Genomic DNA, 25,609 nt, shown 5'->3' on the forward strand with positions numbered 1-25,609 from the left:
GTCCTCACGGGGTGGTCGGGGCGATGCGGTCGAAGAGCAGTTGCACGGCGCCGGATTCGGGGTGCGTGACGCGGTGCGCGCGGACGTGGAAGACCTCGGCGAGCAGCTCCTCGGTCAGTACGTCGTGCGGGGCGCCGGAGGCGACGATGCGGCCGCCGGCGACGACGTACAGCTCGTCGCAGTGGACGGCGGCCAGATTGAGGTCGTGCAGGGCGGCGAGCACGGTCACCCCGCCCTCGGCCCCGTCCCCGGGGCGCCCCCAGCCCCGTACGAGCGCGAGCACCTCCAACTGCTGTGCGATGTCGAGGTGGTTGGTGGGCTCGTCGAGCACCAGCACCCTGGGCCGCTGGGCCAGCGCGCGGGCGATCAGCACCCGCTGCTTCTCGCCGCCGGACAGGCTCGTAAAGCCGCGGTCGGCCAGGTGACCGGTGCCGGTGCGCGACAGCGCCGCCGCACAGATCTCCCGGTCGGCGGCGCCGGGGCGCCCGGAGCCGCCGCGCTGGTGCGGCAGCCGCCCCATCGCGACGACCTCGGCGGCGGTGAAGTCGAAGTCGGTGGCGGTCTCCTGGGGGAGCACGGCCAGGCGCCGGGCCTGCTCGCGGGCGGTCATGGCGGCCAGCTCGGCGCCGTCGAGCCGTACGGTGCCGGCGGACGGGCGCAGCGCGCGGTAGACGCAGCGCAGCAGGGTGGACTTGCCGCTGCCGTTGGGGCCGACCAGCCCGATGAACCGGCCGCTGCCCGCGCGCAGGGTGATGTCGGACAGGAGGCGGACGCCCGCCACGTCCACCGACACGTCCTCGATGTCGACCCGCATCAGGCACCGCCCGAGAAGCTGTAGCCGCGCCGCCGCATCAGCGCGATGAAGCAGGGCACGCCGATCACGGCGGTGATCACCCCGACCGGCAGTTCGACGGGTGCCAGCAGCACCCGGGACAGGGTGTCCACCCACACCAGCAGCACCGCCCCGAGCAGCGGAGCGACGGCCAGCACCCGGCGGTGGTCGGCACCGACCAGCATCCGGGCCACATGCGGCACCATCAGCCCGACGAAGCCGATCGCGCCGCTGACCGCGACCACCGCGCCGGTGACGGCGGCCGCGATCACGAACAGCTCGCGGCGCATCCGACCGGCGTCCACGCCCAGGGCGGCGGCCGTCTCGTCCCCCATGGCCAGCGCGTTCAGCCGGCCCGCGGTCAGCAGCAGACGGGCCAGCGCGGCGGCCACCGCGACCGCGGCGATCGGCAGCGAGCCCCAGCCGGCCCCGCTCAGGCTCCCCAGCAGCCACATCATCGCCGAGCGGGCCGCCTCGCCGCGGTCGGCGGTGAAGACCATCAAGGTGGTGAGGGCGGAGAAGCCGTAGTACATCGCGGTGCCGGTCAGCACCAGCCGCAGCGGGGTCAGCCCATGGGCGGTGCGGGCCGCCGCGTACACCAGGGCCATGGCCAGCAGCGCGGAGGCGAACGCCGACGCCGACAGCGCCCAGACGCCCAGTGCGCCCAGCGCCCCGAAGAGCAGGACGGCGTTGGCGCCGACGGCCGCGCCGGAGGAGATGCCGAGGACGAACGGGTCGGCGAGGGCGTTGCGGACCAGCGCCTGGACGGCGACGCCGACGCCGGCCAGCCCGGCGCCGACGACCGCGGCCAGCAGCGCCCGGGGGAAGCGCAGCTGCCACACGATGGTGTACGGGGCGACCTCGTCGGGCGCGAGGGTGCCGCCGGTCAGCCCGGCACCGAGGTAGCGCAGCACCTGCGCCCAGCTCACCCCGGCGGCGCCGAGGCCGACGCCGCACAGCAGGGAGCAGAGGAGGACGGCGCACAGCGCGGCCACCAGGGGGGTGGTTCGGGCGGGGGGTGCCAAGGGACCTGCGCCTTCGGCTCGGGCCGAGGGCGCAGGGAAGGGAGCGGCGGCCGGAGCGCCCCGGCTCACACCGGGAGGCGCCCGAAGGCAACGGCGGCGTCCCCTCGCAGTCCACGGCGAGTTGAAAGGATCGGGCGCCGCCGCGGGCGATCGGGCTTGCGGAAGGGGTCTTCCGCTTACCGTTGCGGGTCAGCGCCGGACTCTCACCGGACTTCCCCCGCGGGGCGCGTCACACGAAAGGGCCGGTCAGCCCTGGTACGGGGTGCCGTCCGGGTTGAAGAAGGCGACCCCGTCCGGCATGTCGTCGGGCAGGCTCTCGGCCCACTCCTTCAGACCGGCGACCTTCTTCAGGTGCGCCGACATGTACGGGCGCAGCGGCACGTCCGGGGTGGACTTCTCGCCGACCCACATCAGGTCGCCCTTGACGTAGCCGTAGAGCCGCTTGCCGCCGCTGTACGGGCCGGAGGCGGCGGTGCGGGCGACGGCGTCGGTGGCCAGGTCGATCTGCGGCTTCTTGTCGGCCAGCTCGCCGTACCAGACCTCCACCACGCCCTGGTCGCGGATCATGACGATCTCGACCTTGCGGTCCGCGTCGACGCGCCAGTAGCCGCTCTCGGTCTCCAGTGGGCGGACCTTGTTGCCCTCGCCGTCGAGCACCCAGCTGTGCGAGGTGTACTCCAGGAAGTCGCGGCCGTCGTGGGCGAAGACGACCTCCTGCCCGAAGTTGCACTTCTCGGTGCCGGGGAAGTCGGCGACGCCGGCGCCCTCCCAGCGGCCGAGGAGGAAGGCGAGCGGCACCAAGGCCGGGTTCAGGTCGGACGGGATCTCGATCATGACAGCTCAGGCGATCTATTGAGGGGGCAGTCGGCAGGGGTGCGCGAAGCGCTGCGGCGAAGGGCGGAGCTGGGCGGCGCGCAGGCCGCTCAGCGCTGGCCCTGGTACAGCTTCTTCCAGGTCAGACCGGCGAACGCGATCACGCCGACGCCGACCAGAACCAGCAGGGTGGTGAAGAATGCCTCAAGCACGAGCGCGCTCCTTGGACGGAGTGAGGGTGTAACGGACCGCCTGCGAGTCTAGTCGGCGCGGGGAACGGCGGCGCTGTGAGGTCGTCCCCCAAGCTCTAAAGGAGCAGAGGGCACCCGCATCGCGCCGGTGCCCGCTCTACTCTTGCCTTATGGCGAAGAAGCTCGTGATCAAGGTGACGGCGGGTGCGGACGCGCCCGAGCGCTGCTCGCAGGCGTTCACGGTGGCGGCGGTGGCGGTGGCCAGCGGCGTCGAGGTGTCGCTGTGGCTGACCGGGGAGTCGGTGTGGTTCGCGCTGCCGGGGCGGGCGGCCGAGTTCGAGCTGCCGCACGCCGCGCCGCTGCCGGAGCTGATCGACGGGATCCGCGCGGGCGGCGGGGCGATCACGGTGTGCACCCAGTGCGCGGCCCGGCGGAACATCGAGCAGAAGGACCTGATCGAGGGGGCGGGCATCGCCGGCTCCCAGCTCTTCGTCAGCGAGATCATGCCGGATGACGTGCAGGCGCTGGTGTACTGACCGTGGTCCCGACGGACGCGCACCGGGCGCTGGTGTACTGACCGTGGCCCCGACGGACGCGCACCGGGCGCTGGTGTACTGAGCGTGTCCGGCAGCCGGGCGCCGCGCCGGGCCGTCTACCGCGGATGCTTGTCGTCGCCCCGGTCGTCCAGCTCGCGCCACCAGCGGTCGGACTCGGGGTCGCCCGACTCGTCCCACCAGCGTTCGCCGGGCTCCCGGCGGTTGCCGATGATCGCCGCGATCGGCGGGATGACCATGGCGACCAGGCACATGCCCACCGCGGCCGGCACCGACCACAGCCGCACCACGCCCCACGCCAGCACGAAAAGCACCAGGCACACGCCCATCAGCACGAAGTAGCGGCGGTGGCGGCGCTCGGCGGGCGACCGGCGGCGGCTGTCCATAGCTCCACGGTAAGTCCGCGGCGAGGCGGAAAGAAGCCGCCGCGAAGGCCCGTTCCGTCCCCCCCGGGCACGCCGAAGGGCCGCACCCCCGCAAAGGCGTCCAAACCTCTGGGGTGCGGCCCTCCGGCCGTACGAAGGTGCCCGAAGGCCGCCGTCAGACGGCGATGGCGACCTCCGCCAGGCCGCCCTTCTGGGCGACGACGGTGCGGTCCGCGGTGCCGCCCGGGACCAGGGCGCGCAGCGTCCAGGTGCCCTCGGCGGCGTAGAAGCGGAACTGTCCGGTCGCGGAGGTCGGAACCTCGGCGGTGAACTCGCCGGTGCTGTCCAGGAGTCGGACGTAACCGGTGACGGGCTGGCCGTCGCGGGTCACGCTGCCCTGGATCGTGGTCTCACCGGGCTTGATGGTCGAGGCGTCCGGGCCGCCGGCCTGTGCTCCACACATAGCGGTACTTCCTTGAGGGGTTCGGGGGAGAAGCTGTCTTGCTTACTTGTTGGCGCCGAGCTCGATCGGGACGCCGACCAGGGAGCCGTACTCGGTCCAGGAGCCGTCGTAGTTCTTGACGTTGGTCTGGCCGAGCAGCTCGTGCAGCACGAACCAGGTCAGCGCGGAGCGCTCACCGATCCGGCAGTAGGCGATGGTGTCCTTGGCGAGGTCGACGGACTCCTCCTCGTAGAGGGCCTTGAGCTCGTCGTCCGACTTGAAGGTGCCGTCGTCGTTGGCGTTCTTCGACCACGGGATGTTGCGGGCGCTGGGCACGTGGCCGGGGCGCTGCGACTGCTCCTGCGGGAGGTGCGCGGGGGCCAGCAGCTTGCCGCTGAACTCGTCGGGGGACCGCACGTCGACCAGGTTGAGGTTGTCGATCGCGGCGACGACGTCGTCACGGAAGGCGCGGATGGCGGTGTCCTGGGCCTTGGCCTTGTACTCGGTCGCCGGGCGCTCGGGCACCTGCGCGCCGTCGACCAGGTCGCGCGAGTCCAGCTCCCACTTCTTGCGGCCGCCGTCGAGCAGCTTGACGCTGCCGTGGCCGTAGAGCTTGAAGTACCAGTACGCGTAGGAGGCGAACCAGTTGTTGTTGCCGCCGTAGAGGACGACCGTGTCGTCGTTGGCGATGCCCTTGGCGGACAGCAGCTTCTCGAAGCCCGCCTGGTCGACGAAGTCGCGGCGCACCGGGTCCTGGAGGTCCTTCTTCCAGTCGATGCGGACCGCGTTCTTGATGTGGTTCTTGTCGTAGGCCGAGGTGTCCTCGTCGACCTCGACGATCACGACCTTCGGGTCGTCGAGGTTGGCCTCGACCCAGTCGGCGTCTACGAGGACGTCGCTACGGCTCATGTTCTTCTCCTCCGGGGCAGTTGCGGGGGGCGGTTTGCAGAGTTGCACGCGGGTGCGCCCGTTTTGCGCCGATCTCTTCGGGACGGCCCGATTCATTCGAACGGGGGCGAAAGTGGCGCCGAGTGGGGAACTCGCGGGGGTTGCGGCCTTGAGGGGCCGGCCGGGCGAGGGGACACCCCCCGCTCCTGGAGGCCGGGGGAGGCGCTCAAGCCCGTCAGGCAGGGCGACAGAGCATGGCGGCGACGCGACACAGGTCCACTGCCCGCCGCTTCGTGAGTACCGCCTGTCCCCGATGACGGAGAGGGCTCAATGCGCTCTGCATGGCACCGATCGTAGGGACGCGAAGCCGGGCGTGTCACCGGTGTGTCAAATGTCGAGACGTGATTGTCCGCATTGCGGGATGCGGGGTGGTGCGGGGCGGGTCCGGGCGCCGCGCCGGGGGCCGTGCGCCGGTGGGGGGTCTGGCGTACGGACCGGGGTGTCTCAGGAATTGGACGGTGGTTCGGTCGACGAGCGGGCCGGTGGGGCGGCCCGCCGCGAACGCCCGGTCAGCCGGGGAGCTTGACGTCCGTCCCGGAGGCGGAGATCGAGATGCCGTCCGCCTGCGTGGTGACCTTGTCCAGCTTCAGGTTGCCGGGCAGCTGGTCGAGCTTCCACTCGTGGTCCGTCTGGGAACGCACCTTCGACTCGCAGCCCGGGAGCACCTTGCACATCGTGGGGACCTTGTCGGCCCGCAGCCGGACGGTGTTGCCGTCCACGGTGAGGGAACCGGTCACGTCCAGCGAGCTCAGCAGCGGGACGTTCGGCGAGATCTTGACCTGGCTGCGGCCGTCCTTCTGCCCGGCGTAGGAGATCTTGACGCCGCCGCCCGCCGCCTTGGTCAGGTCGGCGTAGCTGATCCGGGCCGTGCCGGTGGCCGAGGCGGCGCTCTGGATGGACATGTAGTCGCTGGTCAGCGCCACATCGTGGAACTGCGCGGAGAGCTTGTCGATCCGCAGGGTGCGCCCCTCGGCGCGGGCCTCGATGCCGCCGAGCTCGGCATCGACCTCGTCGATGCTGCGGCCGGCGACCTGGGTCAGGAACGGGAAGCCCTTGATGGAGACCACCGGGGTCCGGTCCAGCCCCTGGCTGCCGCGGATCTTCTCCGCGGCCTTGTCCTCGGCGAGATTGACCGCCAGCCGGTCGGCGCCCACGAAGAGACCGCCGAATATGACGACGATGATCAACAGCACACGAAGTGCACGCATCGAACCACTACCCCCACACCTGGGCCGGCTCCCGGCCGTATCGTCCCGTGCAGGCCCCCTGCCTGCGCTCCGGACAACAGACCCTAGATGACGTGGTCGACGAAGCGGCAGCGGCGGCCGCCGCAAGGCGCAAGAAGTGCCGCGGTACGCGCACGACGACGGCGGCCGTCGGGAGGCGGAGGTGCCTCCCGACGGCCGCCGGAGCGCTACGGGACCTGTGTGCTCGCCCTAGTGGCCCAGCGCCCTGCCCAGTACGTACACCGCGGGCGCGGCCAGGGCCAGCGGCAGTGCGACGCCGGCCGTCATGTGTACGAAGCGCGACGGGTAGTCGTAGCTGGCCACCCGCAGGCCGATCAGGGCGCAGCCGCCGGCCGCCAGGCCCAGCAGCGCGCCGGACGCCCCCAGGCCGGTCAGCTGGCCGGCGCCGATGCCGGCGCCCGCGGCGGCCACCAGGGCGACGCCGATCGAGACGGCGGACGGCATCGGCAGCGCCCTCGCGAGCGTGGCCACCGCGACCGCGGCGGCGCCGACGGACACCGCGTGCCCGCTCGCCGCGAGGTGCCCGGCGGCGAGCACCGCCAGCGCGGTCGAGGTCAGCCCGGCGGTCAGTGCGTACATCCGCTCGTCGGCGCTGCTGCGGTTGCGCAGTTGGAGGATGAGGACGAGCAGGCACCACACGCCGAGCGTGCCGATGCCGACCAGCGGCGCGCTCTCGCGGTCGGTGGCGAGCAGGGCGGCGTCGGTGGTCAGTCCGGCCAGGAACGCCAGCGCGATGCCCTGGCGGGCCGGCCACATGCCGTTCAGCCGGAACCAGCCGGCGGCGGTGACCGCCTGCAGCAGCGCCACCGGCACGGCGAGCGCCGGGCGGCCCAGCGGCGCGGTCAGCGCGAGCAGAGCCGCGAGCACGGCGGTCAGCGCGGCCGGCTGGACGCCGGGCGGGATGATCGGCGAGCGGCCCTCGGCGCGGGCACGCTGGTTGGGCGCGAGGTGCGCGGTGTCGACCGGTGCGGTGGCGACCGCCGCTGCCGCCGCGGCGGCCGGCGCGGGCCGGGCCGGCGGGTGCTGGTGGGCGTAGGGCTCCTCGGCCGGCGGGGCGCTCTGGTGCTGGGCGGGCAGCTGGCCGTAGTGCTGCTGCGGCGCTGCGGGCTGCTGCGGCTGCTGCTCGTACGCCTCGTAGCCGTAATGGCCGCGCCCGTACGGGTCGTGTCCGGGCTGCGGCGGTTGCGGCTGCTGCGCGTAGGGGTCGTAGGCCTGCTGCCCGTACGGGTCGCCGTACGCCGCCTGGGGTGCGTCGTGCGGGGGGTGCCCGGAGTGCCGGGCCTGCTGGGCGTACGGATCCGGCTGCGCGTACGGGTCGTGCGACGGGTACGCCTGGTGGTCCTGCGGCTGGTGGTCGTTCATGGTCTCCTGCTCACCCTCCCGCGAACGGCGGCAGAACCTCGACGGTGCCGCCCTCGGCCAGCGGCACCGCCGCATGGTCGCGGGTACCGACCGGATCGCCGTCCACCAGGAACGAGCAGCGCATCAGGACGCGGGCGAACTCGGGGTTCCCCGAGTGCGCCGCGCGTGCCGCGTCGAGCGCCTCGGCGAGCGTCGCCGCCGCATACGGCTCCTCAGCCGTGCCGGCGGCGGCCTTCGCCGCGGCCCAGTAGCGCACGGTGCCAGTTGTTGTCACGGCGGCCTCTTCGTCGTGTCGGTCGGGAGCCGCCCGTTCTGCGGGCGGCCCCGTCGTTGCCGCCTCCATGATGGCGCACGCGGCGGCCGGTGCCGCTCCGGGCACGTCCCGGCGGCGGCCCGCCCGGCACCCCGCCGGCGGGCTCCGGGAAAATCGATTGCCGAAGGCAAGCGTTCACATAAGCTCCCTATGTGTTGGTCCGACTCGCGCGGGCGCATCTGCGGCCCCACAAGCGCTCGATATCCCTGATCGTGCTCCTGCAGCTGATCCAGACCCTGGCGACCCTCTACCTGCCCACCCTCAACGCCGACATCATCGACAACGGTGTCGTCAAGGGGGACGCGGGCTACATCCTCCGCATCGGCGGCTACATGACCGCCGTGACCCTGCTGCAGATCGTCTGCGCGATCGCCGCCGTCTACTTCGGTGCCCGTACGGCCATGGCGCTCGGCCGCGACATCCGCCTCGCGGTCTTCGACCGGGTGCAGTCCTTCTCCGCCCGGGAGGTCGGGACGTTCGGCGCCCCGTCGCTGATCACCCGCACCACCAACGACGTCCAGCAGGTCCAGATGCTGGTGCTGATGACGTTCACGATGATGGTCTCGGCGCCGATCATGTGCGTCGGCGGCGTCGTCATGGCGCTCAACCAGGACGTTCCGCTGTCCGCCCTGCTACTGGTCATCGTCCCGGTCCTCGGGATCCTCGTCTCACTGATCGTGCGCCGGATGCGCCCGCTCTTCCGCGGGGTGCAGGAGCGCATCGACACCGTCAACCGGGTGCTGCGCGAGCAGATCGCCGGTATCCGCGTCATCCGCGCCTTCGTCCGCGACACGCACGAGCGCGAGCGGTTCGCCGGGGCCAACACCGACCTGTACGACGTGTCGATGCGGGCCGGCCGGCTGATGTCGATGATGTTCCCGCTGGTCATGCTGATCATGAACCTCTCCAGCGTGGCCGTCGTCTGGTTCGGCGGGCTGCGCATCGACGGCGGCGACATGCAGATCGGCGCGATGACCGCGTTCCTCAGCTACCTGATGTACATCCTGATGTCGATCATGATGGCGACGTTCATGGTGATGATGCTGCCGCGCGCCGAGGTCTGCGCCGAGCGCATCCAGGAGGTGCTGGCCACCGACTCCAGCGTCGTACCGCCCGCGCACCCCGTCACCGAGCTGCGCCGGCACGGCGAACTGGAGCTGCGCGACGTCGAGTTCCGCTTCCCGGGCGCCGAGCAGCCGGTCCTCAAGGACATCTCGCTGACCGCCCGCCCCGGTGAGACCACCGCCGTCATCGGCTCGACCGGCAGCGGCAAGTCCACCCTCCTCGGGCTCGTCCCCCGCCTCTTCGACGCCACCGGCGGCACGGTCCTGGTGGACGGCGTGGACGTGCGCACCCTCGACCCGGAGACCCTGGCCAGGACCATCGGCCTGGTCCCGCAGAAGCCGTACCTCTTCTCCGGGACGGTCGCCGGCAACCTGCGCTACGGCAATCCGGACGCCACCGACGAGGAGCTGTGGCACGCCCTGGAGACCGCCCAGGCGCGGGACTTCGTCGAGCGGATGGACGGCGGCCTGGACGCCCCCGTCGCCCAGGGCGGCTCCAACGTCTCCGGCGGCCAGCGCCAGCGGCTGGCCATCGCCCGCGCCCTGGTGCGCCGCCCGGAGATCTACCTCTTCGACGACTCCTTCTCCGCCCTGGACTACGCGACGGACGCCGCGCTGCGGGCGGCGCTCTCCCACGAGACCGACCGGGCGACGGTGGTGATCGTCGCCCAGCGGGTCTCCACGATCCGCGGCGCCGACCGGATCGTCGTCCTCGACGAGGGCCGCGTCGTGGGCACCGGCACCCACACCGAGCTGATGGCCGACAACGAGACCTACCGGGAGATCGTGCTCTCCCAGCTCACCGAGCAGGAGGCGGCGTGACCACCGCGGACAAGGCGGACAAGGGGGCGGTGGCCCCCGCGGACTCCGAGGATGCTCCTTCGAAGGCCCCGGCCCGGGGCCCGGCCCCGGCGGCCGGCCCGGCCCGCATGATGGGCGGCCAGCCCACCGAGAAGTCCATGGACTTCAAGGGCTCCGGCAAGCGCCTGCTCGCCCAGATGCGGCCCGATGGCGCCGTGATGTCCGTCGCGCTGCTGCTCGGCGTGCTGAGCGTGGCGCTGACCGTCGTCGGCCCCAAGGTCCTCGGCCACGCCACCGACCTGATCGTCTCCGGCGTCATCGGCCGCGGGCTGCCCGACGGGCTCTCCAAGGCCGAGGCCGCGGCCCGGCTGCGCGCCGACGGGCAGGGCGGGCTGGCCGACATGCTCGCCACGATGCCGGTCGTCCCCGGCCACGGCATCGACTTCGGCGCGGTCGGCACGGTCCTGCTCTGGGTCACCGTGATCTACGCCGCGGCGTCCCTGTGCGGCTTCGTCCAGGCCCGGATCGCCACCAAGGTCGTCCAGCGCACCGTCTTCCGGATGCGCGAGCAGGTCGAGGAGAAGCTCGCCCGGCTGCCGCTGAGCTACTTCGACAAGCAGCAGCGCGGCGAGGTGCTCTCCCGCGCCACCAACGACATCGACAACATCCAGCAGACCCTGCAGCAGACCCTCAGCCAGATCGTGGCCTCGCTGCTGACCATCCTCGGTGTGCTCGCCATGATGTTCTGGATCTCCTGGCTGCTGGCCCTGGTCGCCCTGATCACGGTCCCGGTCTCGGTCGTCGTCGCCACCAAGGTCGGCAAGCGCGCCCAGCCGCAGTTCGTCCAGCAGTGGAAGACCACCGGCAAGCTCAACGCGCACGTCGAGGAGATGTACACCGGCCACAGCCTGGTGAAGGTCTTCGGCCGCCAGAAGGAGTCCGCCGAGATCTTCCGCGAGCAGAACGAGGCGCTCTACTCCGCCGGCTTCAAGGCCCAGTTCATCTCCGGTGTCATTCAGCCCGCGATGATGTTCATCGGCAACCTCAACTACGTCCTGGTGGCCGTGGTCGGCGGTCTGCGGGTGGCGTCCGGATCCCTGTCCATCGGCGACGTCCAGGCCTTCATCCAGTACTCCCGCCAGTTCAGCCAGCCGCTGACCCAGGTCGCCTCGATGGCCAACCTCGTCCAGTCCGGCGTCGCCTCCGCCGAGCGGGTCTTCGAGCTGCTGGACGCCAAGGAGCAGGAGCCGGACGCGGCGCTGCCCGACCGGCCCGAACACGTGGCGGGCCGCGTCGAGTTCGAGGACGTGTCCTTCTCGTACACCGCGGACAAGCCGCTGATCGAGAACCTCTCGCTGTCCGTCCACCCCGGCCAGACGGTCGCCATCGTCGGCCCGACCGGCGCCGGCAAGACCACCCTGGTCAACCTCCTGATGCGGTTCTACGAGGTCCGCGGCGGCCGGATCACCCTCGACGGGGTCGACATCGCGGCGATGTCCCGCGAGGACCTGCGCGGCCACATCGGCATGGTCCTGCAGGACACCTGGCTCTTCGGCGGCACGATCGCGGAGAACATCGCCTACGGCGCCCCCGCCGGCACCTCCATGGACAAGATCGTCGCCGCCGCGAGGGCCACCCACGTGGACCGCTTCGTGCGCACCCTCCCCGACGGCTACGACACCGTCATCGACGAGGAGGGCGGCAACGTCTCGGTGGGCGAGAAGCAGCTGATCACCATCGCCCGCGCCTTCCTCGCCGAACCCGAGATCCTCGTCCTGGACGAGGCCACCAGCTCGGTCGACACCCGCACCGAGGTCCTCATCCAGCACGCCATGGCCCAGCTCCGCACCGGCCGCACCAGCTTCGTCATCGCCCACCGCCTGTCCACCATCCGCGACGCCGACACGATCCTGGTCATGGAGCAGGGCAGCATCGTCGAGCAGGGCTCGCACGAGGCGCTGCTGGCGGCCAACGGCGCCTACGCGCGGCTGTACGCGGCGCAGTTCGCCGAGGCGGTGGCCGAGACGGGGTGAGGCCGTCCCGGCCGCGGTGCGCCCGTGACCTGCGGGTAAACCCAACTCCCCCTGGAAGTTGCGGATTTGTGTGTAGGTCATACGGGCGCACCGCTATGGTGTGACGAACACGTGACGCACGGCGACGCTGTGACGCATGGGGTTCGGGAATGATCCTGGATGCCGACGCCCGAGAGGAACTGGCGGGCGACGGCTGCTGCTTGGGGTGAGTGGTGCCTCCCATGAGGCCTGATCCGCCGCAGAGCACGCACCCGCTGGACCGCCGGGCACGAGCGTGTGCGTGGTGAGAGGGAACGCTTCCACGCCGAGAGGGTGCGGACGATGGCGTGCGCGCGCGGTCCTCAATGCGGCCCAGTACGGAGACGGCTGTCATGGCCACCCAGGAATCCGCCGCGCCGCTGCGGATCATCTTCGCCGACGATGCCGGTGACTCCCGCACGATCGCGGCCTTCGCCTCGTTGTCCGTCCATCTCGACGACCTGGAAGCCGCCAAGAAAGACCTGCTGCGCTTCCGTTCCGCGCTGGAGGACGACCCGGATCCGGGCATCCCGATCGACGCCTCCCTGCACGCGCAGGACCTCGCCGCGGGCCGCGGGCGCCACGTCTACCGACCGGGCCTGCTCGGCGGGGCACGGGACGCGCACCTCGCCCACTGCCGGGGGGTGATCCGCCGCGGCCTGGAGGCCGTCGCCGGCATCCCCCGGGCGCGGGTGACCGCCGTCTACCGGGAGACCGACGACTACGGCCGCGACCGCCCCGCCCTCCAACGCGCCTGGCTCGCGCGGATCAACGCCGAACTCGCCGCGTCGGACGAGTACGGGGTGGTGATGGTGGACGGCGACGGGACCGAGGTCTCCCTGATCGACGCCTACCACGACCTGCCGGAGCGCGACCGGCGCATCAAGGGCGTCCCGCTCTTCGCGTCCGCCCGCATCAACTACTTCCTGCAGGCCGCCGACCTGCTCGCCTACGCCGCGTACCAGAGCGTGGCCAAGCGCCCGGAGCGCGAGTTCATGTGGGACTGGTTCGGTGCCGCCCTGCCATGGGCGGACGGGCCGTGCGCGCTGTGACCGATGGCTGAAGTCTTCAACCACCTGCAAACGACGGAGGGTTCATGTCGAAGTCCGCGGCAGCGCAGCCGATCACCGTGGAATGGGGCAAGGAACAGGTCGTGGTGTCCGACGTCGCGCGGGAGCTGCCCGACGCGTCGAAGGTCGACGACCGGGCGAAGGTGGTCAGGGCCGGGACCGCCAGCGGGCTGGCCTCGCTCCCCGAGGACGCCTGGCACGCGGTCTCCCGCGCCTCGATCAACCCCGAGCTCGTCGCGATGCAGCTGCGCCGGTCGGAGGACGCGGGCGGCAGTCTGCTGCTGGAGGAGCATGTGGACGGGGCCACGCTGCGCTCGGTGCACACCCGGGTGTGGCTGACCGAGCTGTTCCCCGGCATCCAGCCGCGCACCGGTCAGAACGCCCTGGACGAGGACGACCCCCAGGTCCTCGGCATGGCCGAGGACGGGCGGCCGCAGGCGATCCTGCGCTACCGCTACCGTGACCGCGCCCATCTGCGCAAGCACATCTGGCAGACCGTCGAGGGCACCCTGACGCTCAACTCCTACGAGGAGTCGATCCTGGCCCGGCGGGTGACCCGGGCCCTGATCGTGCACCCCGCCGTCTTCGAGTTCGAGGCCGAGGGGGAGGAGCCGGTGCACGCCCTGGTCGCACGGGACGGCATCACCCGGCTCGCCAGCGCCTGGAAGATCCTCGCCGGGCCGGGGGCCACCCAGGCGCGCGCCGCCGAGCTGGCGGTGGAGACCCTGACGGCCGAGCGGGAGCAGCCGCCCAACGAGCCGCCGAAGTCGCGCTCGCAGCGCTGGGCGCTGAGCCGGGAGCAGCGGCGCGGCGCGCTGCGGGAGGAGTTCGGCCGCGAGTCGGCCGGGGAGGTGCCCTCGCTGCGGGCGATCCAGATCGCCCAGACGTATGCGGTGCCGGCGCATATCGCGGTGGGGGCCGAGGCCCACCACACGGGTCTGCTGCCCGCCGCCGACGTCTTCGACGACGCCCTGCGCTCGATCCTCGCCTCGGTGCACGTCGAGTTCAAACCGTGGGACGCGGCGGCCCAGAACCTGGAGGTGGCCACCCGGGCGCTCAAGCTCGTCGTCCAGACCCGGGCCCGCGAGTGGGGCATGGAGGAGCTGCTCGGCGAGGTCTACGCGCTCGCCGTGGGCCGCCGCGGGGAGTCCGACACCCCGGACATCTTCCAGGACGCCCGGATCCCGGGATCGTCGCTGTGGCGAGCCGTCTATCTGCTGCACGTCCTGACCCGGCCCCGGCTCTTCGACGAGCTGCGCGGCCGCGCCAAGGAGATCAAGAACGAGCGGCGGATGACCATCAAGGGGTACGCGGGGCTGCTCGGCCCCGTGGTGGACAAGCCCTGGCGGGGGCAGAAGAAGTCGGTCGTCAAGCAGGCGCTCAAGGCGTGGGGCAACGGCGGAGTGCTGTCCAAGGACGTGCTCTGCGAGGGCTGGATCCCGGTGCCGGCCGACGACTTCACCAGCCTGGTCGAGCCCGCGCTGAACGGCGACGACGACGCCCGCTGCACCCTCGCCCTGGCCGGCGGCACGGCGCTGATCGCGGACAAGCTGATCACCAGCAACGTCGGTTCCGCCCTGAGCACCCGGCGCGAGCCCGGCAAGGTGCCCTTCCGCGCCGACGCCAACATCGTGGTCGCCGGCCTGGCCCGGGAGGGCAACGCACTCGGGCTGTGGACCCTGGCGCTGGCGGCCCAGCGGTTCCAGGCCGACCGGCTGCCCCGCAACGCCGGCTCCCGGCAGGAGTTCGGGCTGCCGGGCGAGGACGACGCGAGCGCGGGCTACCAGCACGTCGCGGTGGACCTGGAGGCACCGGACCGGATCCGCCGGGTCGAGGGGACCGAGGTGCCGCTGCTGACCTGGGACGTGGTCTACGCGTCGGACGAGGCACGGGCGCAGAAGGCCGTCAAGGACGCGCAGCCGGCGGCGCCGGTGCTCTGGCCGTCGCCGCGGCAGCCGGGCGAGCAGGGCGAGCCGGAGTCGGAGCCGGGGGCGGGGCCCGCGCAGGAGGAGGCGGACGAGCGCCCGGTGGGGCAGCGGATCGCCGATCAGCGTCAGTCGCTGGGCCGGTCGCTGGACCAGGCGCAGGGGGCGCTGGCCAAGCTGGCTGAGCTGGATCAGGGCCGGTCGCAGCCGCTGTTCACCGACCGTGACGAATGGGCCGGGCTGCGGGAGAGCGCCATCCATGTACTGAAGAAGCTGGAGGACTTCCGCCCGCCGATGGAGGAGGACGAGGAGGCGGAGCCCGACGGCGACGCCTGACAGGTGCCGTGCGCACCCGTGCCCGGGGCGCGCACGGAGTGCGCATCCGTGCGCTCCCTGTGCTCCCCCTGGCCGCAAAGCGCCGCCCGCCCGTCCGCAGGGCGGGGCGGCCGCCGGGTGGTCGGCGGTGGGATCGGCCGGCGATCGGTGGCGAGCGGGCGGTGGCCCGGGGAGGGGCTCGGAGGCCCGGCCCGGGACCCGCGGTCACCGGTCGTCCGGTGCCGTTCACCGCGGCGGAACCTCTGCGCCAGACTGCGATCATGTCCGCATGCTGGGAAAACACGGCGGCAGTGGAAAGTGCTGCGGGGAGATCGGGCCCGCCGGCGAGGCGCCGCGCGACGGTGGTGGCCACGCCGTGGTCCGGGGGCGCCGGATCCGCTTCAGGACGGGCTTTTCGGGGGTGCGGGCGGCCTCGGGCCGGCTCCCTTTTCCGTCAACTGGGGACACGCGCCGACCACTCGAAGTGATCGAGAGAACACAAGAACGTGCAAAATCGGCCTCGGACTCGGGAGCCCGGTGGGCTATTCTGCTGGGCAAGAAGGATCCGGGCAGCGTAGCCCCCGGGTCCTTTTGTGCTTTCAGCCGCGAGCCGCGCGGCTGTCAGGACCGTACGAAGCAGTGCCGCAGACTCCCCCGGCCAGGGCCGGGAGGTGCCCCCGTCGCAGGGACCGAGGAGGAACCAGACGTCATGGGCGAGCGAAGCAGGCAGGACCGTGAGCAGGACAGGGCGAAATGCTCCGGGAACCGGGTAGGTGGTCGGAGGTGAGTTCGCTCCTGCTGCTGACCAACGCACTCCAGCCGTCGACGGAGGTGCTCCCGGCGCTCGGCCTGTTGCTGCACAGTGTGCGGGTGGCCCCCGCCGAGGGCCCGGCCCTCATCGACACCCCCGGGGCCGACGTCATACTGATCGACGGCCGCCGGGACCTTCCGCACGTACGGTCCCTGTGCCAGCTGCTGCGGTCCACCGGGCCCGGCTGTCCGCTGGTGCTGGTCGTCACGGAAGGCGGGCTGGCCGCCGTCACCGCCGACTGGGGCATCGACGACGTCCTGCTGGACACCGCCGGCCCCGCCGAGGTGGAGGCGCGGCTGCGACTGGCGATGGGCCGCCAGCAGATCACCACCGACGACAGCCCGATGGAGATCCGCAACGGCGATCTCTCGGTGGACGAGGCAACCTACAGCGCCAAGCTCAAGGGCCGGGTCCTGGACCTGACCTTCAAGGAGTTCGAGCTGCTGAAGTACCTGGCGCAGCACCCGGGCCGGGTCTTCACCCGCGCCCAGCTCCTGCAGGAGGTCTGGGGCTACGACTACTTCGGCGGTACGCGGACCGTGGACGTGCACGTCCGGCGGCTGCGCGCCAAGCTCGGCCCCGAGCACGAGTCGCTGATCGGCACGGTCCGCAACGTCGGCTACCGCTTCGTGACGCCGGAGAAGGCGGAGCGCCCGGCGGAGGCCAAGGCCAAGGCGGAGGCCAAGGACAAGGAGGACGCCGAGCAGGCGGCCGCCAGGCCCGTCCGGAGCGAGCCCGCGGACGGCCGGGGCGCCGGCGGTGGTGGCGTTTCCCCGAGGGCGGTCGCGACCGGTGCGGAATCCACCGGCGTACGGCCTGCCCGCCGGTAGGACCACCCGCGTAGACTGCCGCGCGTGGCCAAGGTGACGCGGGATGATGTGGCAAGACTGGCGGGTACGTCCACCGCCGTTGTCAGTTACGTCATCAACAACGGACCACGGCCGGTCGCCCCGGCCACGCGCGAGCGGGTGCTCGCCGCCATCAAGGAGCTCGGCTACCGGCCGGACCGTGTCGCGCAGGCGATGGCGTCCCGCCGTACCGACCTCATAGGCCTGATCGTGCCGGACACCCGGCAGCCGTTCTTCGCGGAGATGGCGCACGCGGTCGAGCAGGCCGCCGCCGAGCGCGGAAAGATGGTGCTGGTCGGCAACGCCAACTACCTCGACGAGCGCGAGGTGCACTATCTGCGCGCCTTCCTCGGGATGCGGGTGTCGGGGCTGATCCTGATCAGCCAGGGCCCCAGCGAGCACGCCGCCGCCGAGATCGACGCCTGGGACGCCCGGGTGGTGCTGCTGCACCGCCGGCCGGACGCCATCGACGACGTCGCGGTGATGACCGACGACATCTGGGGCGCGCAGCTGGCGACCCGGCATCTGCTGGAGCACGGCCACCCCTACGTCGCCTTCCTCGGCGGCACGGAGGAGACCCCGAAGTCCGGCGACCCGGTCACCGACCACGTCGAGGGCTGGCGGCGGGCCATGCTGGAGTCGGGCAAGACCTCGGACGGCCGCTACTTCCAGGCGCCGTACAACCGCTATGACGCCTACCAGGTCGCGCTGAAGCTGCTGGCCGGGCCGGATCGGCCGCCGGCGATCATGTGCGCGACCGACGACCAGGCGATCGGTGTGCTGCGGGCCGCCCGCGAGCTGCGGATCGATGTGCCCGGGGAACTGGCGGTCGCCGGCTTCGACGACGTCAAGGAGGCCGGGCTGACGGATCCGCCGCTGACCACCGTCGCCTCGGACCGCCAGGCGATGGCGCGGGCGGCGGTCGATCTGGTGCTGGACGACGGGCTGCGGGTGGTCGGCTCCCGCCGGGAGCGGCTGCGGCAGTTCCCGTCGCGGCTGGTCGTGCGGCGCTCGTGCGGCTGCGGCGGCTAGTACTCCGGTAGCGGCACCGGCCGACCTCGATCCACCGGAGGGCTCCGGGGGACACGCCGTAGTGACCGGGCGTCCCTCCGCCGGGCGCCGTTCCCCTCCATCCTGGGCCCTTATACCGGGCATACCTCCTTCTGTCGGGTCTCTCAGGGCGTTCTCAGACGGTTCTCATGGACCGGGAGCACAGTGATCACATGACCGAGAGCTACCGCCGAAGCGGCGACGAGATGCCACAGGACCGGCCGTACGCGTACGGCGCCGAGCACCGCGAGCAGTACGAGGGCGGGCCGGCCTTTCCGCCGCCTCCGCCGTACGCTCCCGCAGCCCCGCGGCGCCGGGCCCGCCGGCCGGTCGCGCTGATCGCGGCGGTGGCACTCGTCTCCGGTCTCGTCGGGGGCGGCAGCGCGGCGCTGATCGCCGGTGTGACCGCCCGGCAGAGCGCCGAGGGCGCCTCGACCCCGCTGGTCAACGCGGGCAAGAGCAACGGCAGCGGGGTCTCGGGCGTGGCCAAGGCGGTCAGCCCGGCGATAGTGGAGATCAAGGCGCGGACCGCGAGCGGGCAGTCCACCGGCTCCGGCGTCGTCCTCACCGGTGGCGGCGAGATCGTCACCAACAACCACGTGGTCGCGGGCGCGGACGAGGTGGTCGTCACCTTCGACGACGGCAGCCGGAAGCGGGCCGAGGTCGTGGGCACCGACCCCGGCAAGGACCTGGCGCTGATCAAGGTCCGCGGGGCGAAGGGCCTGACCGCGGCGACGCTCGGCGACTCCGACAAGCTCGCGGTCGGCGACCAGGTGGTCGCCATCGGCTCCCCCGAGGGCCTCACCGGCTCCGTGACCAGCGGCATCGTCTCCGCCCTCAACCGGGACGTCACCGTCCCCAAGGAGGACGGCCGGCAGCGGCAGAGCAACCCCGACGGCGGTGGCGGCTGGCCGTTCGAGTTCGGCGGCAACCAGTACAACGGCGACACCGGCTCGTCGAAGACCTCCTACAAGGCCATACAGACCGATGCCTCGCTCAACCCGGGCAACTCCGGTGGCGCCCTGATCAACATGCAGGGGCAGATCGTCGGCATCAACTCCGCGATCTACTCGCCGAGCTCGGCGACCAGCAGCACGGCGGGCAGCGTCGGCCTCGGCTTCGCCATCCCGATCAACACCGTCAAGGCCGACCTCGACGCGCTGCGCGGCGGCGGGAGCGGGGGCGACAACAGCGGCGTCTGACGGCCCGCCCGTCACCCGCGACCGCCCCGGCTCGGGACGTTCCGCGTCCCCGCCCCCGGACCGCCGCCGCCGTGCGAGGCTGAGGGCCGTCCCCTTCGTCCCGTCGTCCCACCCGAGGAACCCATCCACATGAGCCCCGCCGAGCACGGTGATCAGCCCGCCCGCATCCTGATCGTCGACGACGAGCCAGCGGTCCGCGAGGCGCTGCAGCGCTCGCTCGCCTTCGAGGGGTACGGCACCGAGCAGGCGGTCGACGGACTGGACGCGGTCGAGAAGGTCGCCTCCTACGACCCCGAGCTGATCGTGCTGGACGTCCTGATGCCGCGGATGGACGGGCTGACCGCGGCCCGCCGGCTGCGGGCGAGCGGGGTGACCGTACCGATCCTGATGCTGACCGCCCGCGACACGGTCGGCGACCGCGTCACGGGGCTGGACGCCGGCGCCGACGACTACCTCGTCAAGCCCTTCGAGCTGGACGAACTGCTCGCCAGGATCCGCGCGCTGCTGCGCCGCAGCTCCTACGCGGCGGCGGCCGGCGCGCAGCCCGAGGAGGGCGAGACGCTCGGCTTCGCCGATCTGCGGATGGACCTGTCGACCCGCGAGGTGACCCGGGGCGGCCGGCCGGTCGAGCTGACCCGCACCGAGTTCACCCTGCTGGAGATGTTCCTGGCGCACCCGCGGCAGGTCCTGACCCGTGAGCAGATCCTCAAGGCCGTCTGGGGCTTCGACTTCGAACCCACCTCCAACTCCCTCGACGTGTATGTGATGTACCTGCGCCGCAAGACCGAGGCGGGCGGCGAGCCGCGGCTGGTGCACACGGTGCGGGGGGTCGGGTACGTCCTGCGCACGGACGGCGGGGCGGAATGAACCGCGGGCGCACGGGCGCGGGCGGCCGGCTCGGCGCGCGCTTCGGGCGGCTGCCGCTGCGCTCGCGGCTGACCCTGCTCACGGCCGCCGCGGTGGCGGTGGCGGTGGCGGTCTCCGCGCTCGCCTGCTGGCTGCTCACCCGCGCCCAGCTGCGCGACGAGGTGGACAACTCGCTGCAGAACGTCAGCGTCCCGGCGGACTATCTGCAGGTCACCTACGCCAACTGCCAGCCCACCGACCCCACCGAGAACACCAACGCCCCGCCGTCGTACTACAACGTCCAGATCGTCCAGGTCGACGGCTCGCGCTGTGTGGGGCCCAACTCCCAGCCGGTGCGGGTGCAGCGCACCGACCTCGCGGTGGCGCAGGGCGTGGTGCGGGACACCCTGCACGACGCGGTCACCACCGGCGGCGCGGACGTGCGGGTGCTGACCAAGCACATGGACGTCCAGGGCGGGCAGTTCGCGGTGTCCATCTCGCGTCCGCTGGGGGAGATCGACAGCGCGCTGAACACCCTGGCGCTGCTGCTGGCCGCCGTCGCGGGACTGGGCGTGGTCGGCGCGGGCACGGCCGGGCTGGTCATCGCGCGCTCCGGCCTCAAGCCCGTCGACCGCCTCACCGAGGCCGTCGAACACGTCGCCCGCACCGAGGACCTGACCATCCGCATCCCGGCGGACGGCGAGGACGAGATCGCCCGCCTGTCCCGCTCCTTCAACTCCATGACCGCGGCGCTGGCCGCCTCCCGCGATCTGCAGCAGCAGCTGATCGCGGACGCGGGCCACGAGCTGCGGACGCCGCTGACCTCGCTGCGGACGAACATCGATCTGCTGGTGCGCAGCGAGCAGTCCGGCCGCGAGATCCCGGCGGCCGACAAGGCGGCGCTGCTGTCCTCGGTGAAGGCGCAGATGGGGGAGCTGGCGGCGCTGATCGGCGATCTGCAGGAGCTGTCGCGGCACCCCGAGCCCGGGCAGAGCGCCGTCGAGGTCGTGGCGCTGCACGACATCGTCGACTCGGCGCTGGGCCGGGCCCGGCTGCGCGGCCCGTCGCTGACCATCACCGCCGACATCGCGCCCTGGTACGTACGGGCCGAGCCGGCCGGTCTGGAGCGGGCGGTGGTCAACCTGCTGGACAACGCGGTCAAGTTCAGCCCGGCCGGCGGCGGCGTCGAGGTCTCCCTGGCCGGCGGCGAGCTGACGGTACGCGACCACGGGCCGGGCATTCCGCAGGACGAGCTGCCGCATGTCTTCGAGCGGTTCTGGCGCTCGCCGTCCGCGCGCAGCCTGCCCGGCAGCGGTCTGGGGCTCTCGATCGTGGCGCGGACGGCGGAGCAGGCGGGCGGCGCGGTACGGCTGCGCTCCGCCGACCTCGGCGGCACCGAGGCGGTGCTGACCCTGCCGGGCGCGCCGACGCCCCCGCCGCGGCTGCCCGACGAACCGCCGGTGCCGCCGGGCCCGGGAAGCTGAGGCCCCGGGCGGCGGCCGCCCCCGCCCTCGTCGCTACTTCTTCTTCGCCGCGTCCCCGAACGGGAGGTTCGACCCCGACAGCTCGGCCCGGATGCCGTCCTGCTCGACGGAGATATTGCGCAGCCGGACGTCGCCGGGCGTCTTGGGAAGCCGGAAGGACAGCGACAGCCGGTCGGCGAGCTGCGGCTTGGTCAGCCCGCTGAGGGCGCCGAGGATGTTGGGGTCGATGCCGACCTTCTCCAGCAGCCAGGGGTGGTCGATCACCACGTCGACGAGGTTGACCTTCATCAGCTGCTCGACGAAGCGCGGCGACCCGGTCAGCTCGTGCAGCTTCTCCTCGTTGCGCAGTGCCTCTTCGATGTACGGCCGGGGGATGCCGATCCGGTCCGCGATCGCCGGGACGGACAGCATCGACTTGACCTTGGCGGCCTGCCGGCTGAGGTCGGCGGCGGCCTTGCGGGTCAGCCGCAGGCCCTCCTCCTTGCCGGTGCCGGGGCGGTAGACGGCGACATCGCCGATGTCCAGGCGCATCCGGCTGATCTCGGTGGAGATACCGCGGTCGCCGGCCCGCTGAATGCGCGCCTCGGCCTGTACGCGCAATGCGTGGCCGGCGATCGGCAGTTGCCCGTCCGCGCGGATGGAATTGTGGCCCAGCTCACTGAATTTCACCTGCGAGGCGCCCAGTTCGCGATTCATGTCGTCAAAGGCGAGCAGCACGGTGCCGCGCATGGAGCCGATCGTGGCGCCCTTGATGGAGGTGGGCAGATCGCCGTCGAGGCGTACGTCGTTCGCGGTCGCCTCGAATTTCGCCAGCGATACCCGGTCGGCGGCGACATCGGGAATGGTGACGTGCACCTGGTCGACGCTCTTGCCCAGGACCTGGGTGAGGAACGGGAATCCCCGGATGTCGACTTCCGGGGTGGCGTTCAGATGCATCGCGTCCTTCAGCTTCTCCGCGGCCTTGTCCTGTGCGTACAGGACGGCGAACCGGTCGAAGAGGCTGAGGAACGCGGTGCACACCAGCACCGCCACCAGCAGTTTCACGGTGATCGGGACGGCGGCGAAGCGGCTGATGCCGCGCTTGGTGCGGCGGTGGTTGGGCCGCGTCCAGGCCTCGTCCTCGTCGTCCGCGCGCAGCCCCAGGCCCAGCGGGTCGTCGCTGTCGTCGCGCTCGTTGAGGTAGGTGCGGCGGCGGACGGATCCGGGGCCGTCGAACGTGCCGAATTCCTCGTCGAGTTCGGCCGCCGGGTCCGGCTCGGGGTCGGCGAGGGCCGCCAGATCCGCATACGGATTGACCGGTTCAAGCTTTCTGGTGTCGCCGGTGAGGTCGTTTGCGGCACCCGGCACCGGGGAATCGGACGGGGGCCGATCAGCGGATGCCGGCGAGGGTGAAGGTATGCGTATGGGGGTTCGCATCCGAACATCCCACCATGAGTACGGGCCTTGAACGCAACTCAAACTGTGGGTAAGTCGGATAAGTGAGGGTTGTCCACTCCGCCTTGGTAGAAAATTGCCGCGCCCGTCGAGCGGACCTGAACTACCGTCACTCCTCTTGCCCGACCGCGGAACCGGCCCTCTCGGAAGGCCGCATTCCCCTTTCTCCGAAGGTGGTCCCCATGATCGTGGTAACCGGAGCGACCGGCAATATCGGCCGCCGCCTCGTCGACCGGCTCCTCGCGGAAGGCGCCGCGGTACGCGCGCTGACCCGCGACCCGGCGCGCGCCGCGCTGCCGGCCGAGGCGGAGGTGGTCCGCGCCGACCTCAACGGCGCCGACGACCTCGCACCGCTCCTCGCCGGCGCCGACGCGCTCTTCCTCAACCTCGCGGCCGGTGGTGACGGGGCGGCGGCCCGACTGATCGACGCCGCCGCCAAGGCCGGCGTCCGCCGGATCGTCCTCAACTCCTCCATGGGGGTGACCGACACCCCCGCCGACGAGACCAACTTCATCTCCCGTATGCACGCAGCCCTGGAGCGCGCGGTGCGCGACTCCGGCCTGGAGTGGACCTTCGTCCGCGGCGCCAACTACGCCACCAACACCCTCGCCTGGGCCCCGTCGATCCGTGAGTCCGGTGTGGTGCGCGATGCGCACCCGGGCGCCCGGGGCGTCCCCGTCCACGAGGCCGACCTCGCCGATGTCGCCGCCGTCGCCCTCCTGGACCGCACCGGCGCCCATCTGGGCCGGGCCTACCTGGTCACCGGCCCCGAGCCGATGACCGTCGCCGAGCAGGTCGCCGAGATCGGCCGGGCCATCGGGCGCGAGACCCGCGTCGAGCGGATCTCGGAGGACGAGGCGGTCGAGGCGATGTCCGGCCCGCACCTGCCCAAGGAGGCCGCCCGGGAACTGGTCCGGATGTTCGGCGGGACCGTCGACGCCCCGCCCTTCGCCCTCTCCGACGCCGTCGAACGCGTCACGGGCCACCCGGCCCGCACCTTCGCCCAGTGGGCGAGGGAGCACGCCGCCGACTTCTCCTGAGCGGCCGGCGGCCAGGGCCTCTCGCCGGGCGAAAACCCTTTGCTCTGCGGGCTCTTGCCGCCTTACCGTCCGCGCATGCTGCCTCGCGTGGACACGGACGACGAGTGGGACGCGGTCGTCCCCGATGAAGCGGTGATGCGGCCGGGGGCCGCCGAGCTCTGCAAGCGGCTGGGGCTGCCGGACGCGCCCCTGGACCGCTTTGCCGTCGGCTCGCAGCCGGTGTACGCCGTCGGGGACCGCTATGTGCTCAAGCTCTTCCCCGCCGCCGGCGCCGACGACGCGGTCACCGAGGCCCGGGTCCTGTCCCACCTCCAGGGGCGGCTCCCCGTTCCCACGCCCTACGTCCACGACTCCGGCGAGTACGTCAACGGATGGCGCTATGTGCTGATGTCCCGGCTGCGCGGCACCGACCTGGCCGTCGCCTGGCCCCGCATCCCCCGCGCCGAACAGGACCGCATCGCCACCGAGTCCGGCGAGACCCTCGCCGCGCTGCACGCCCTGGACCCCGCACCGCTCACCGACGTCCTGGGCCCGGGCGACTGGGGCGTCTTCCTCGGCCGCAGACGCGCCGCGGCCGTCGAACAGCAGCGCTCCCGCGGGCTCCCGGAGCCCTGGCTGGAGCAGATCCCCGACTTCCTCGACTCCGTGGCGCTGCCCGCGCAGCCGCCCGCGGCCCTCCTGCACACCGAGTTCATGCGCCGGCATCTGACGGTCGAGGAGGCCGACGACTGGCGGCTGACCGGACTCCTCGACTTCGAGCCCGCCATGATCGGGCACCGCGCGTACGACTTCGTCGCCGTGGGCCTCTTCGTCTCCTGCGCCGATCCCCGCCTGCTGTCCCGCGTTTTCGCCGCCTACGGCGCACACTTCGCGCCCCGCGAGCTGCTGGCCTACACGCTGCTGCACGTGCACAGCAATCTCCCCTGGTACCTGCGCCAACTGCCCGCCCCGCCCGAGGCGACCCTGGAGTCGCTGGCGGAGCGGTGGTTCGGGACGCGGTGAACGCAAGCGAGCCGGGCGGGCGCGGGGCTCAGAAGTCCACCAGCGCCCGGTCGTCGACGCGGGCCACCGACTCCTGGCCGAAGCGCTGGGCGTAGGCGCGGCGGATGCCTTCGATCGCGGGGTCGTGCCGGCGGGCCTGCGAGGTGGGGTAGAAGAGGGTGAGCTCGTAGGAGCGCTCGCGTTCGATGGTGCCGTGCGCGTCGCGGTACTGGCCCCGGCCCGCCTGGACGGTCAGGCCGTCGGGGAAGCGCGGGGTGACGAACCCGTCGACGAAGGCACGGAACTGCCGGTCGGTGACCGCGGGACCGCCGTCGGGGCGGGCGGTGCCGAAGAACAGGCTGGTCTCGATATAGGGGCTGCCGTGGGCCGGCAGCGGCGGCTGCGAGACGGGCGCGCGCCCCGGAGCCACGGCGGGAGCCGCGGCGGAGGACGCGGCGCCGAGCAGGACGGTGGACACGGCCAGTACGGCCAACCGCCCACGGGCGTGCTGGGACATCGTGCGCAGGGAACGCAAGGGGGCTTCCTCTCGAGGGACCGGTCGAGCGGGGTGCTCGGCCGGATAACGAGAGGAAGC

General features: G+C 72.2%; 24 protein-coding genes and 1 riboswitch. Of the genes, 12 read left to right on the forward strand and 12 right to left on the reverse strand.

Features of this window, described 5'->3' with window-relative positions:
* Positions 1–4 precede the first annotated feature (4 nt).
* The 3 genes from WAB15_RS24190 to WAB15_RS24200 all read right to left on the reverse strand — a co-directional run bounded on the left by WAB15_RS24190 (position 5) and on the right by WAB15_RS24200 (position 2,691).
* The gene (locus tag WAB15_RS24190; protein ID WP_407287522.1) at positions 5–814 is read right to left on the reverse strand and encodes an ABC transporter ATP-binding protein; all 810 of its coding nucleotides are present in this window, start codon (positions 812–814) and stop codon (positions 5–7) included.
* Entirely contained in the window at positions 814–1,857 is a 1,044-nt protein-coding gene (locus WAB15_RS24195; protein WP_407287523.1) for a FecCD family ABC transporter permease, read from the reverse strand. Before WAB15_RS24195 ends, WAB15_RS24190 begins: the two co-directional genes overlap by 1 nt.
* Positions 1,858–1,980: 123 nt before the next feature.
* Positions 1,981–2,111: riboswitch (cobalamin riboswitch) on the reverse strand.
* A complete protein-coding gene (locus WAB15_RS24200; protein WP_399148700.1) occupies positions 2,104–2,691 on the reverse strand; it encodes an FABP family protein in 588 nt (195 codons plus the stop codon). (Overlaps the previous riboswitch by 8 nt.)
* Positions 2,692–3,031: 340 nt before the next feature.
* Between WAB15_RS24200 and WAB15_RS24205 the strand changes: the two genes are divergently transcribed.
* Positions 3,032–3,397: a DsrE family protein gene (locus WAB15_RS24205; RefSeq protein WP_399148699.1), complete on the forward strand. Its 366-nt coding sequence runs from the start codon at positions 3,032–3,034 to the stop codon at positions 3,395–3,397.
* Between the two features lie 116 nt (positions 3,398–3,513).
* Here the strand turns inward: WAB15_RS24205 and WAB15_RS24210 are convergent, their stop codons facing one another.
* The 7 genes from WAB15_RS24210 to WAB15_RS24240 form a co-directional block, all read right to left on the reverse strand.
* Positions 3,514–3,744 carry a hypothetical protein gene (locus WAB15_RS24210; protein WP_384486793.1) on the reverse strand — a complete coding sequence of 77 codons (231 nt, stop codon included), beginning with the start codon at positions 3,742–3,744 and terminating at the stop codon, positions 3,514–3,516.
* A 211-nt stretch (positions 3,745–3,955) separates the two neighbouring features.
* Positions 3,956–4,243 carry a DUF1416 domain-containing protein gene (locus tag WAB15_RS24215; RefSeq protein WP_030660503.1) on the reverse strand — a complete coding sequence of 96 codons (288 nt, stop codon included), beginning with the start codon at positions 4,241–4,243 and terminating at the stop codon, positions 3,956–3,958.
* Positions 4,244–4,285: 42 nt separating this feature from the next.
* A complete protein-coding gene (locus WAB15_RS24220) occupies positions 4,286–5,131 on the reverse strand; it encodes a sulfurtransferase (protein WP_399148698.1) in 846 nt (281 codons plus the stop codon).
* Between the two features lie 214 nt (positions 5,132–5,345).
* On the reverse strand, positions 5,346–5,453 hold the full coding sequence (locus tag WAB15_RS24225) for a putative leader peptide (RefSeq protein WP_393488412.1): 108 nt from the start codon (positions 5,451–5,453) through the stop codon (positions 5,346–5,348).
* Positions 5,454–5,679: 226 nt separating this feature from the next.
* Positions 5,680–6,378: a DUF2993 domain-containing protein gene (locus WAB15_RS24230; RefSeq protein WP_399148697.1), complete on the reverse strand. Its 699-nt coding sequence runs from the start codon at positions 6,376–6,378 to the stop codon at positions 5,680–5,682.
* Between the two features lie 228 nt (positions 6,379–6,606).
* The gene (locus WAB15_RS24235; protein ID WP_407287524.1) at positions 6,607–7,779 is read right to left on the reverse strand and encodes a hypothetical protein; all 1,173 of its coding nucleotides are present in this window, start codon (positions 7,777–7,779) and stop codon (positions 6,607–6,609) included.
* Between the two features lie 10 nt (positions 7,780–7,789).
* Entirely contained in the window at positions 7,790–8,035 is a 246-nt protein-coding gene (locus tag WAB15_RS24240; protein WP_393488526.1) for a MoaD/ThiS family protein, read from the reverse strand.
* 209 nt (positions 8,036–8,244) lie between these two features.
* Between WAB15_RS24240 and WAB15_RS24245 the strand changes: the two genes are divergently transcribed.
* From WAB15_RS24245 to WAB15_RS24285, 9 genes are all read left to right on the forward strand, one after another.
* On the forward strand, positions 8,245–9,978 hold the full coding sequence (locus WAB15_RS24245) for an ABC transporter ATP-binding protein (RefSeq protein WP_407287525.1): 1,734 nt from the start codon (positions 8,245–8,247) through the stop codon (positions 9,976–9,978).
* A gap of 110 nt (positions 9,979–10,088) precedes the next feature.
* Positions 10,089–11,990, forward strand: a complete 1,902-nt coding sequence (locus WAB15_RS24250; protein WP_407289284.1) for an ABC transporter ATP-binding protein — start codon at positions 10,089–10,091, stop codon at positions 11,988–11,990.
* Positions 11,991–12,361: 371 nt separating this feature from the next.
* On the forward strand, positions 12,362–13,060 hold the full coding sequence (locus WAB15_RS24255; protein ID WP_399148694.1) for a DUF3800 domain-containing protein: 699 nt from the start codon (positions 12,362–12,364) through the stop codon (positions 13,058–13,060).
* A gap of 44 nt (positions 13,061–13,104) precedes the next feature.
* A complete protein-coding gene (locus WAB15_RS24260) occupies positions 13,105–15,339 on the forward strand; it encodes a hypothetical protein (RefSeq protein WP_407287526.1) in 2,235 nt (744 codons plus the stop codon).
* A gap of 762 nt (positions 15,340–16,101) precedes the next feature.
* Complete coding sequence (locus tag WAB15_RS24265; RefSeq protein ID WP_399148692.1) at positions 16,102–16,959, forward strand: response regulator transcription factor; 858 nt, start codon at positions 16,102–16,104, stop codon at positions 16,957–16,959.
* 24 nt (positions 16,960–16,983) lie between these two features.
* Positions 16,984–18,009 (forward strand): LacI family DNA-binding transcriptional regulator, encoded by a 1,026-nt coding sequence (locus WAB15_RS24270; RefSeq protein ID WP_407287527.1) that lies wholly within the window; start codon positions 16,984–16,986, stop codon positions 18,007–18,009.
* A gap of 191 nt (positions 18,010–18,200) precedes the next feature.
* Positions 18,201–19,229, forward strand: coding sequence for a S1C family serine protease (locus WAB15_RS24275; protein WP_407287528.1), 1,029 nt, complete (start codon positions 18,201–18,203; stop codon positions 19,227–19,229).
* Positions 19,230–19,358: 129 nt separating this feature from the next.
* Positions 19,359–20,096: a response regulator transcription factor gene (locus WAB15_RS24280; protein WP_399148689.1), complete on the forward strand. Its 738-nt coding sequence runs from the start codon at positions 19,359–19,361 to the stop codon at positions 20,094–20,096.
* Positions 20,093–21,559, forward strand: coding sequence for an ATP-binding protein (locus tag WAB15_RS24285; protein WP_399148688.1), 1,467 nt, complete (start codon positions 20,093–20,095; stop codon positions 21,557–21,559). The genes WAB15_RS24280 and WAB15_RS24285 overlap by 4 nt, the downstream gene beginning before the upstream one ends.
* A gap of 33 nt (positions 21,560–21,592) precedes the next feature.
* Here the strand turns inward: WAB15_RS24285 and WAB15_RS24290 are convergent, their stop codons facing one another.
* A complete protein-coding gene (locus WAB15_RS24290) occupies positions 21,593–22,975 on the reverse strand; it encodes a DUF2993 domain-containing protein (protein ID WP_399148687.1) in 1,383 nt (460 codons plus the stop codon).
* Positions 22,976–23,175: 200 nt separating this feature from the next.
* On the opposite strand from WAB15_RS24290, the gene WAB15_RS24295 reads away from it, so the two are divergent.
* Complete coding sequence (locus WAB15_RS24295) at positions 23,176–24,033, forward strand: SDR family oxidoreductase (RefSeq protein WP_407287529.1); 858 nt, start codon at positions 23,176–23,178, stop codon at positions 24,031–24,033.
* Between the two features lie 75 nt (positions 24,034–24,108).
* On the forward strand, positions 24,109–25,035 hold the full coding sequence (locus tag WAB15_RS24300) for a phosphotransferase family protein (RefSeq protein WP_407287530.1): 927 nt from the start codon (positions 24,109–24,111) through the stop codon (positions 25,033–25,035).
* 28 nt (positions 25,036–25,063) lie between these two features.
* Here the strand turns inward: WAB15_RS24300 and WAB15_RS24305 are convergent, their stop codons facing one another.
* Positions 25,064–25,531 carry a DUF3574 domain-containing protein gene (locus tag WAB15_RS24305; RefSeq protein ID WP_407289285.1) on the reverse strand — a complete coding sequence of 156 codons (468 nt, stop codon included), beginning with the start codon at positions 25,529–25,531 and terminating at the stop codon, positions 25,064–25,066.
* Positions 25,532–25,609 lie beyond the last annotated feature (78 nt).

It is taken from the genome of Streptomyces sirii, from assembly GCF_045690365.1.
GTDB classification, from domain to species: Bacteria; Actinomycetota; Actinomycetes; order Streptomycetales; family Streptomycetaceae; genus Streptomyces; species Streptomyces sirii.

Coding starts and splice junctions, on each gene's coding strand:
- WAB15_RS24190 (WP_407287522.1), bottom strand. CDS start 814: ATGCGGGTCGACATCGAGGACGTGTCGGTGGACGTGGCGGGCGTCCGC.
- WAB15_RS24200 (WP_399148700.1), bottom strand. CDS start 2,691: ATGATCGAGATCCCGTCCGACCTGAACCCGGCCTTGGTGCCGCTCGCC.
- WAB15_RS24205 (WP_399148699.1), top strand. CDS start 3,032: ATGGCGAAGAAGCTCGTGATCAAGGTGACGGCGGGTGCGGACGCGCCC.
- WAB15_RS24210 (WP_384486793.1), bottom strand. CDS start 3,744: ATGGGCGTGTGCCTGGTGCTTTTCGTGCTGGCGTGGGGCGTGGTGCGG.
- WAB15_RS24215 (WP_030660503.1), bottom strand. CDS start 4,243: ATGTGTGGAGCACAGGCCGGCGGCCCGGACGCCTCGACCATCAAGCCC.
- WAB15_RS24220 (WP_399148698.1), bottom strand. CDS start 5,131: ATGAGCCGTAGCGACGTCCTCGTAGACGCCGACTGGGTCGAGGCCAAC.
- WAB15_RS24225 (WP_393488412.1), bottom strand. CDS start 5,453: ATGCAGAGCGCATTGAGCCCTCTCCGTCATCGGGGACAGGCGGTACTC.
- WAB15_RS24230 (WP_399148697.1), bottom strand. CDS start 6,378: ATGCGTGCACTTCGTGTGCTGTTGATCATCGTCGTCATATTCGGCGGT.
- WAB15_RS24235 (WP_407287524.1), bottom strand. CDS start 7,779: ATGAACGACCACCAGCCGCAGGACCACCAGGCGTACCCGTCGCACGAC.
- WAB15_RS24250 (WP_407289284.1), top strand. CDS start 10,089: ATGGGCGGCCAGCCCACCGAGAAGTCCATGGACTTCAAGGGCTCCGGC.
- WAB15_RS24255 (WP_399148694.1), top strand. CDS start 12,362: ATGGCCACCCAGGAATCCGCCGCGCCGCTGCGGATCATCTTCGCCGAC.
- WAB15_RS24260 (WP_407287526.1), top strand. CDS start 13,105: ATGTCGAAGTCCGCGGCAGCGCAGCCGATCACCGTGGAATGGGGCAAG.
- WAB15_RS24275 (WP_407287528.1), top strand. CDS start 18,201: ATGACCGAGAGCTACCGCCGAAGCGGCGACGAGATGCCACAGGACCGG.
- WAB15_RS24280 (WP_399148689.1), top strand. CDS start 19,359: ATGAGCCCCGCCGAGCACGGTGATCAGCCCGCCCGCATCCTGATCGTC.
- WAB15_RS24285 (WP_399148688.1), top strand. CDS start 20,093: ATGAACCGCGGGCGCACGGGCGCGGGCGGCCGGCTCGGCGCGCGCTTC.
- WAB15_RS24290 (WP_399148687.1), bottom strand. CDS start 22,975: ATGCGAACCCCCATACGCATACCTTCACCCTCGCCGGCATCCGCTGAT.
- WAB15_RS24295 (WP_407287529.1), top strand. CDS start 23,176: ATGATCGTGGTAACCGGAGCGACCGGCAATATCGGCCGCCGCCTCGTC.
- WAB15_RS24300 (WP_407287530.1), top strand. CDS start 24,109: ATGCTGCCTCGCGTGGACACGGACGACGAGTGGGACGCGGTCGTCCCC.
- WAB15_RS24305 (WP_407289285.1), bottom strand. CDS start 25,531: ATGTCCCAGCACGCCCGTGGGCGGTTGGCCGTACTGGCCGTGTCCACC.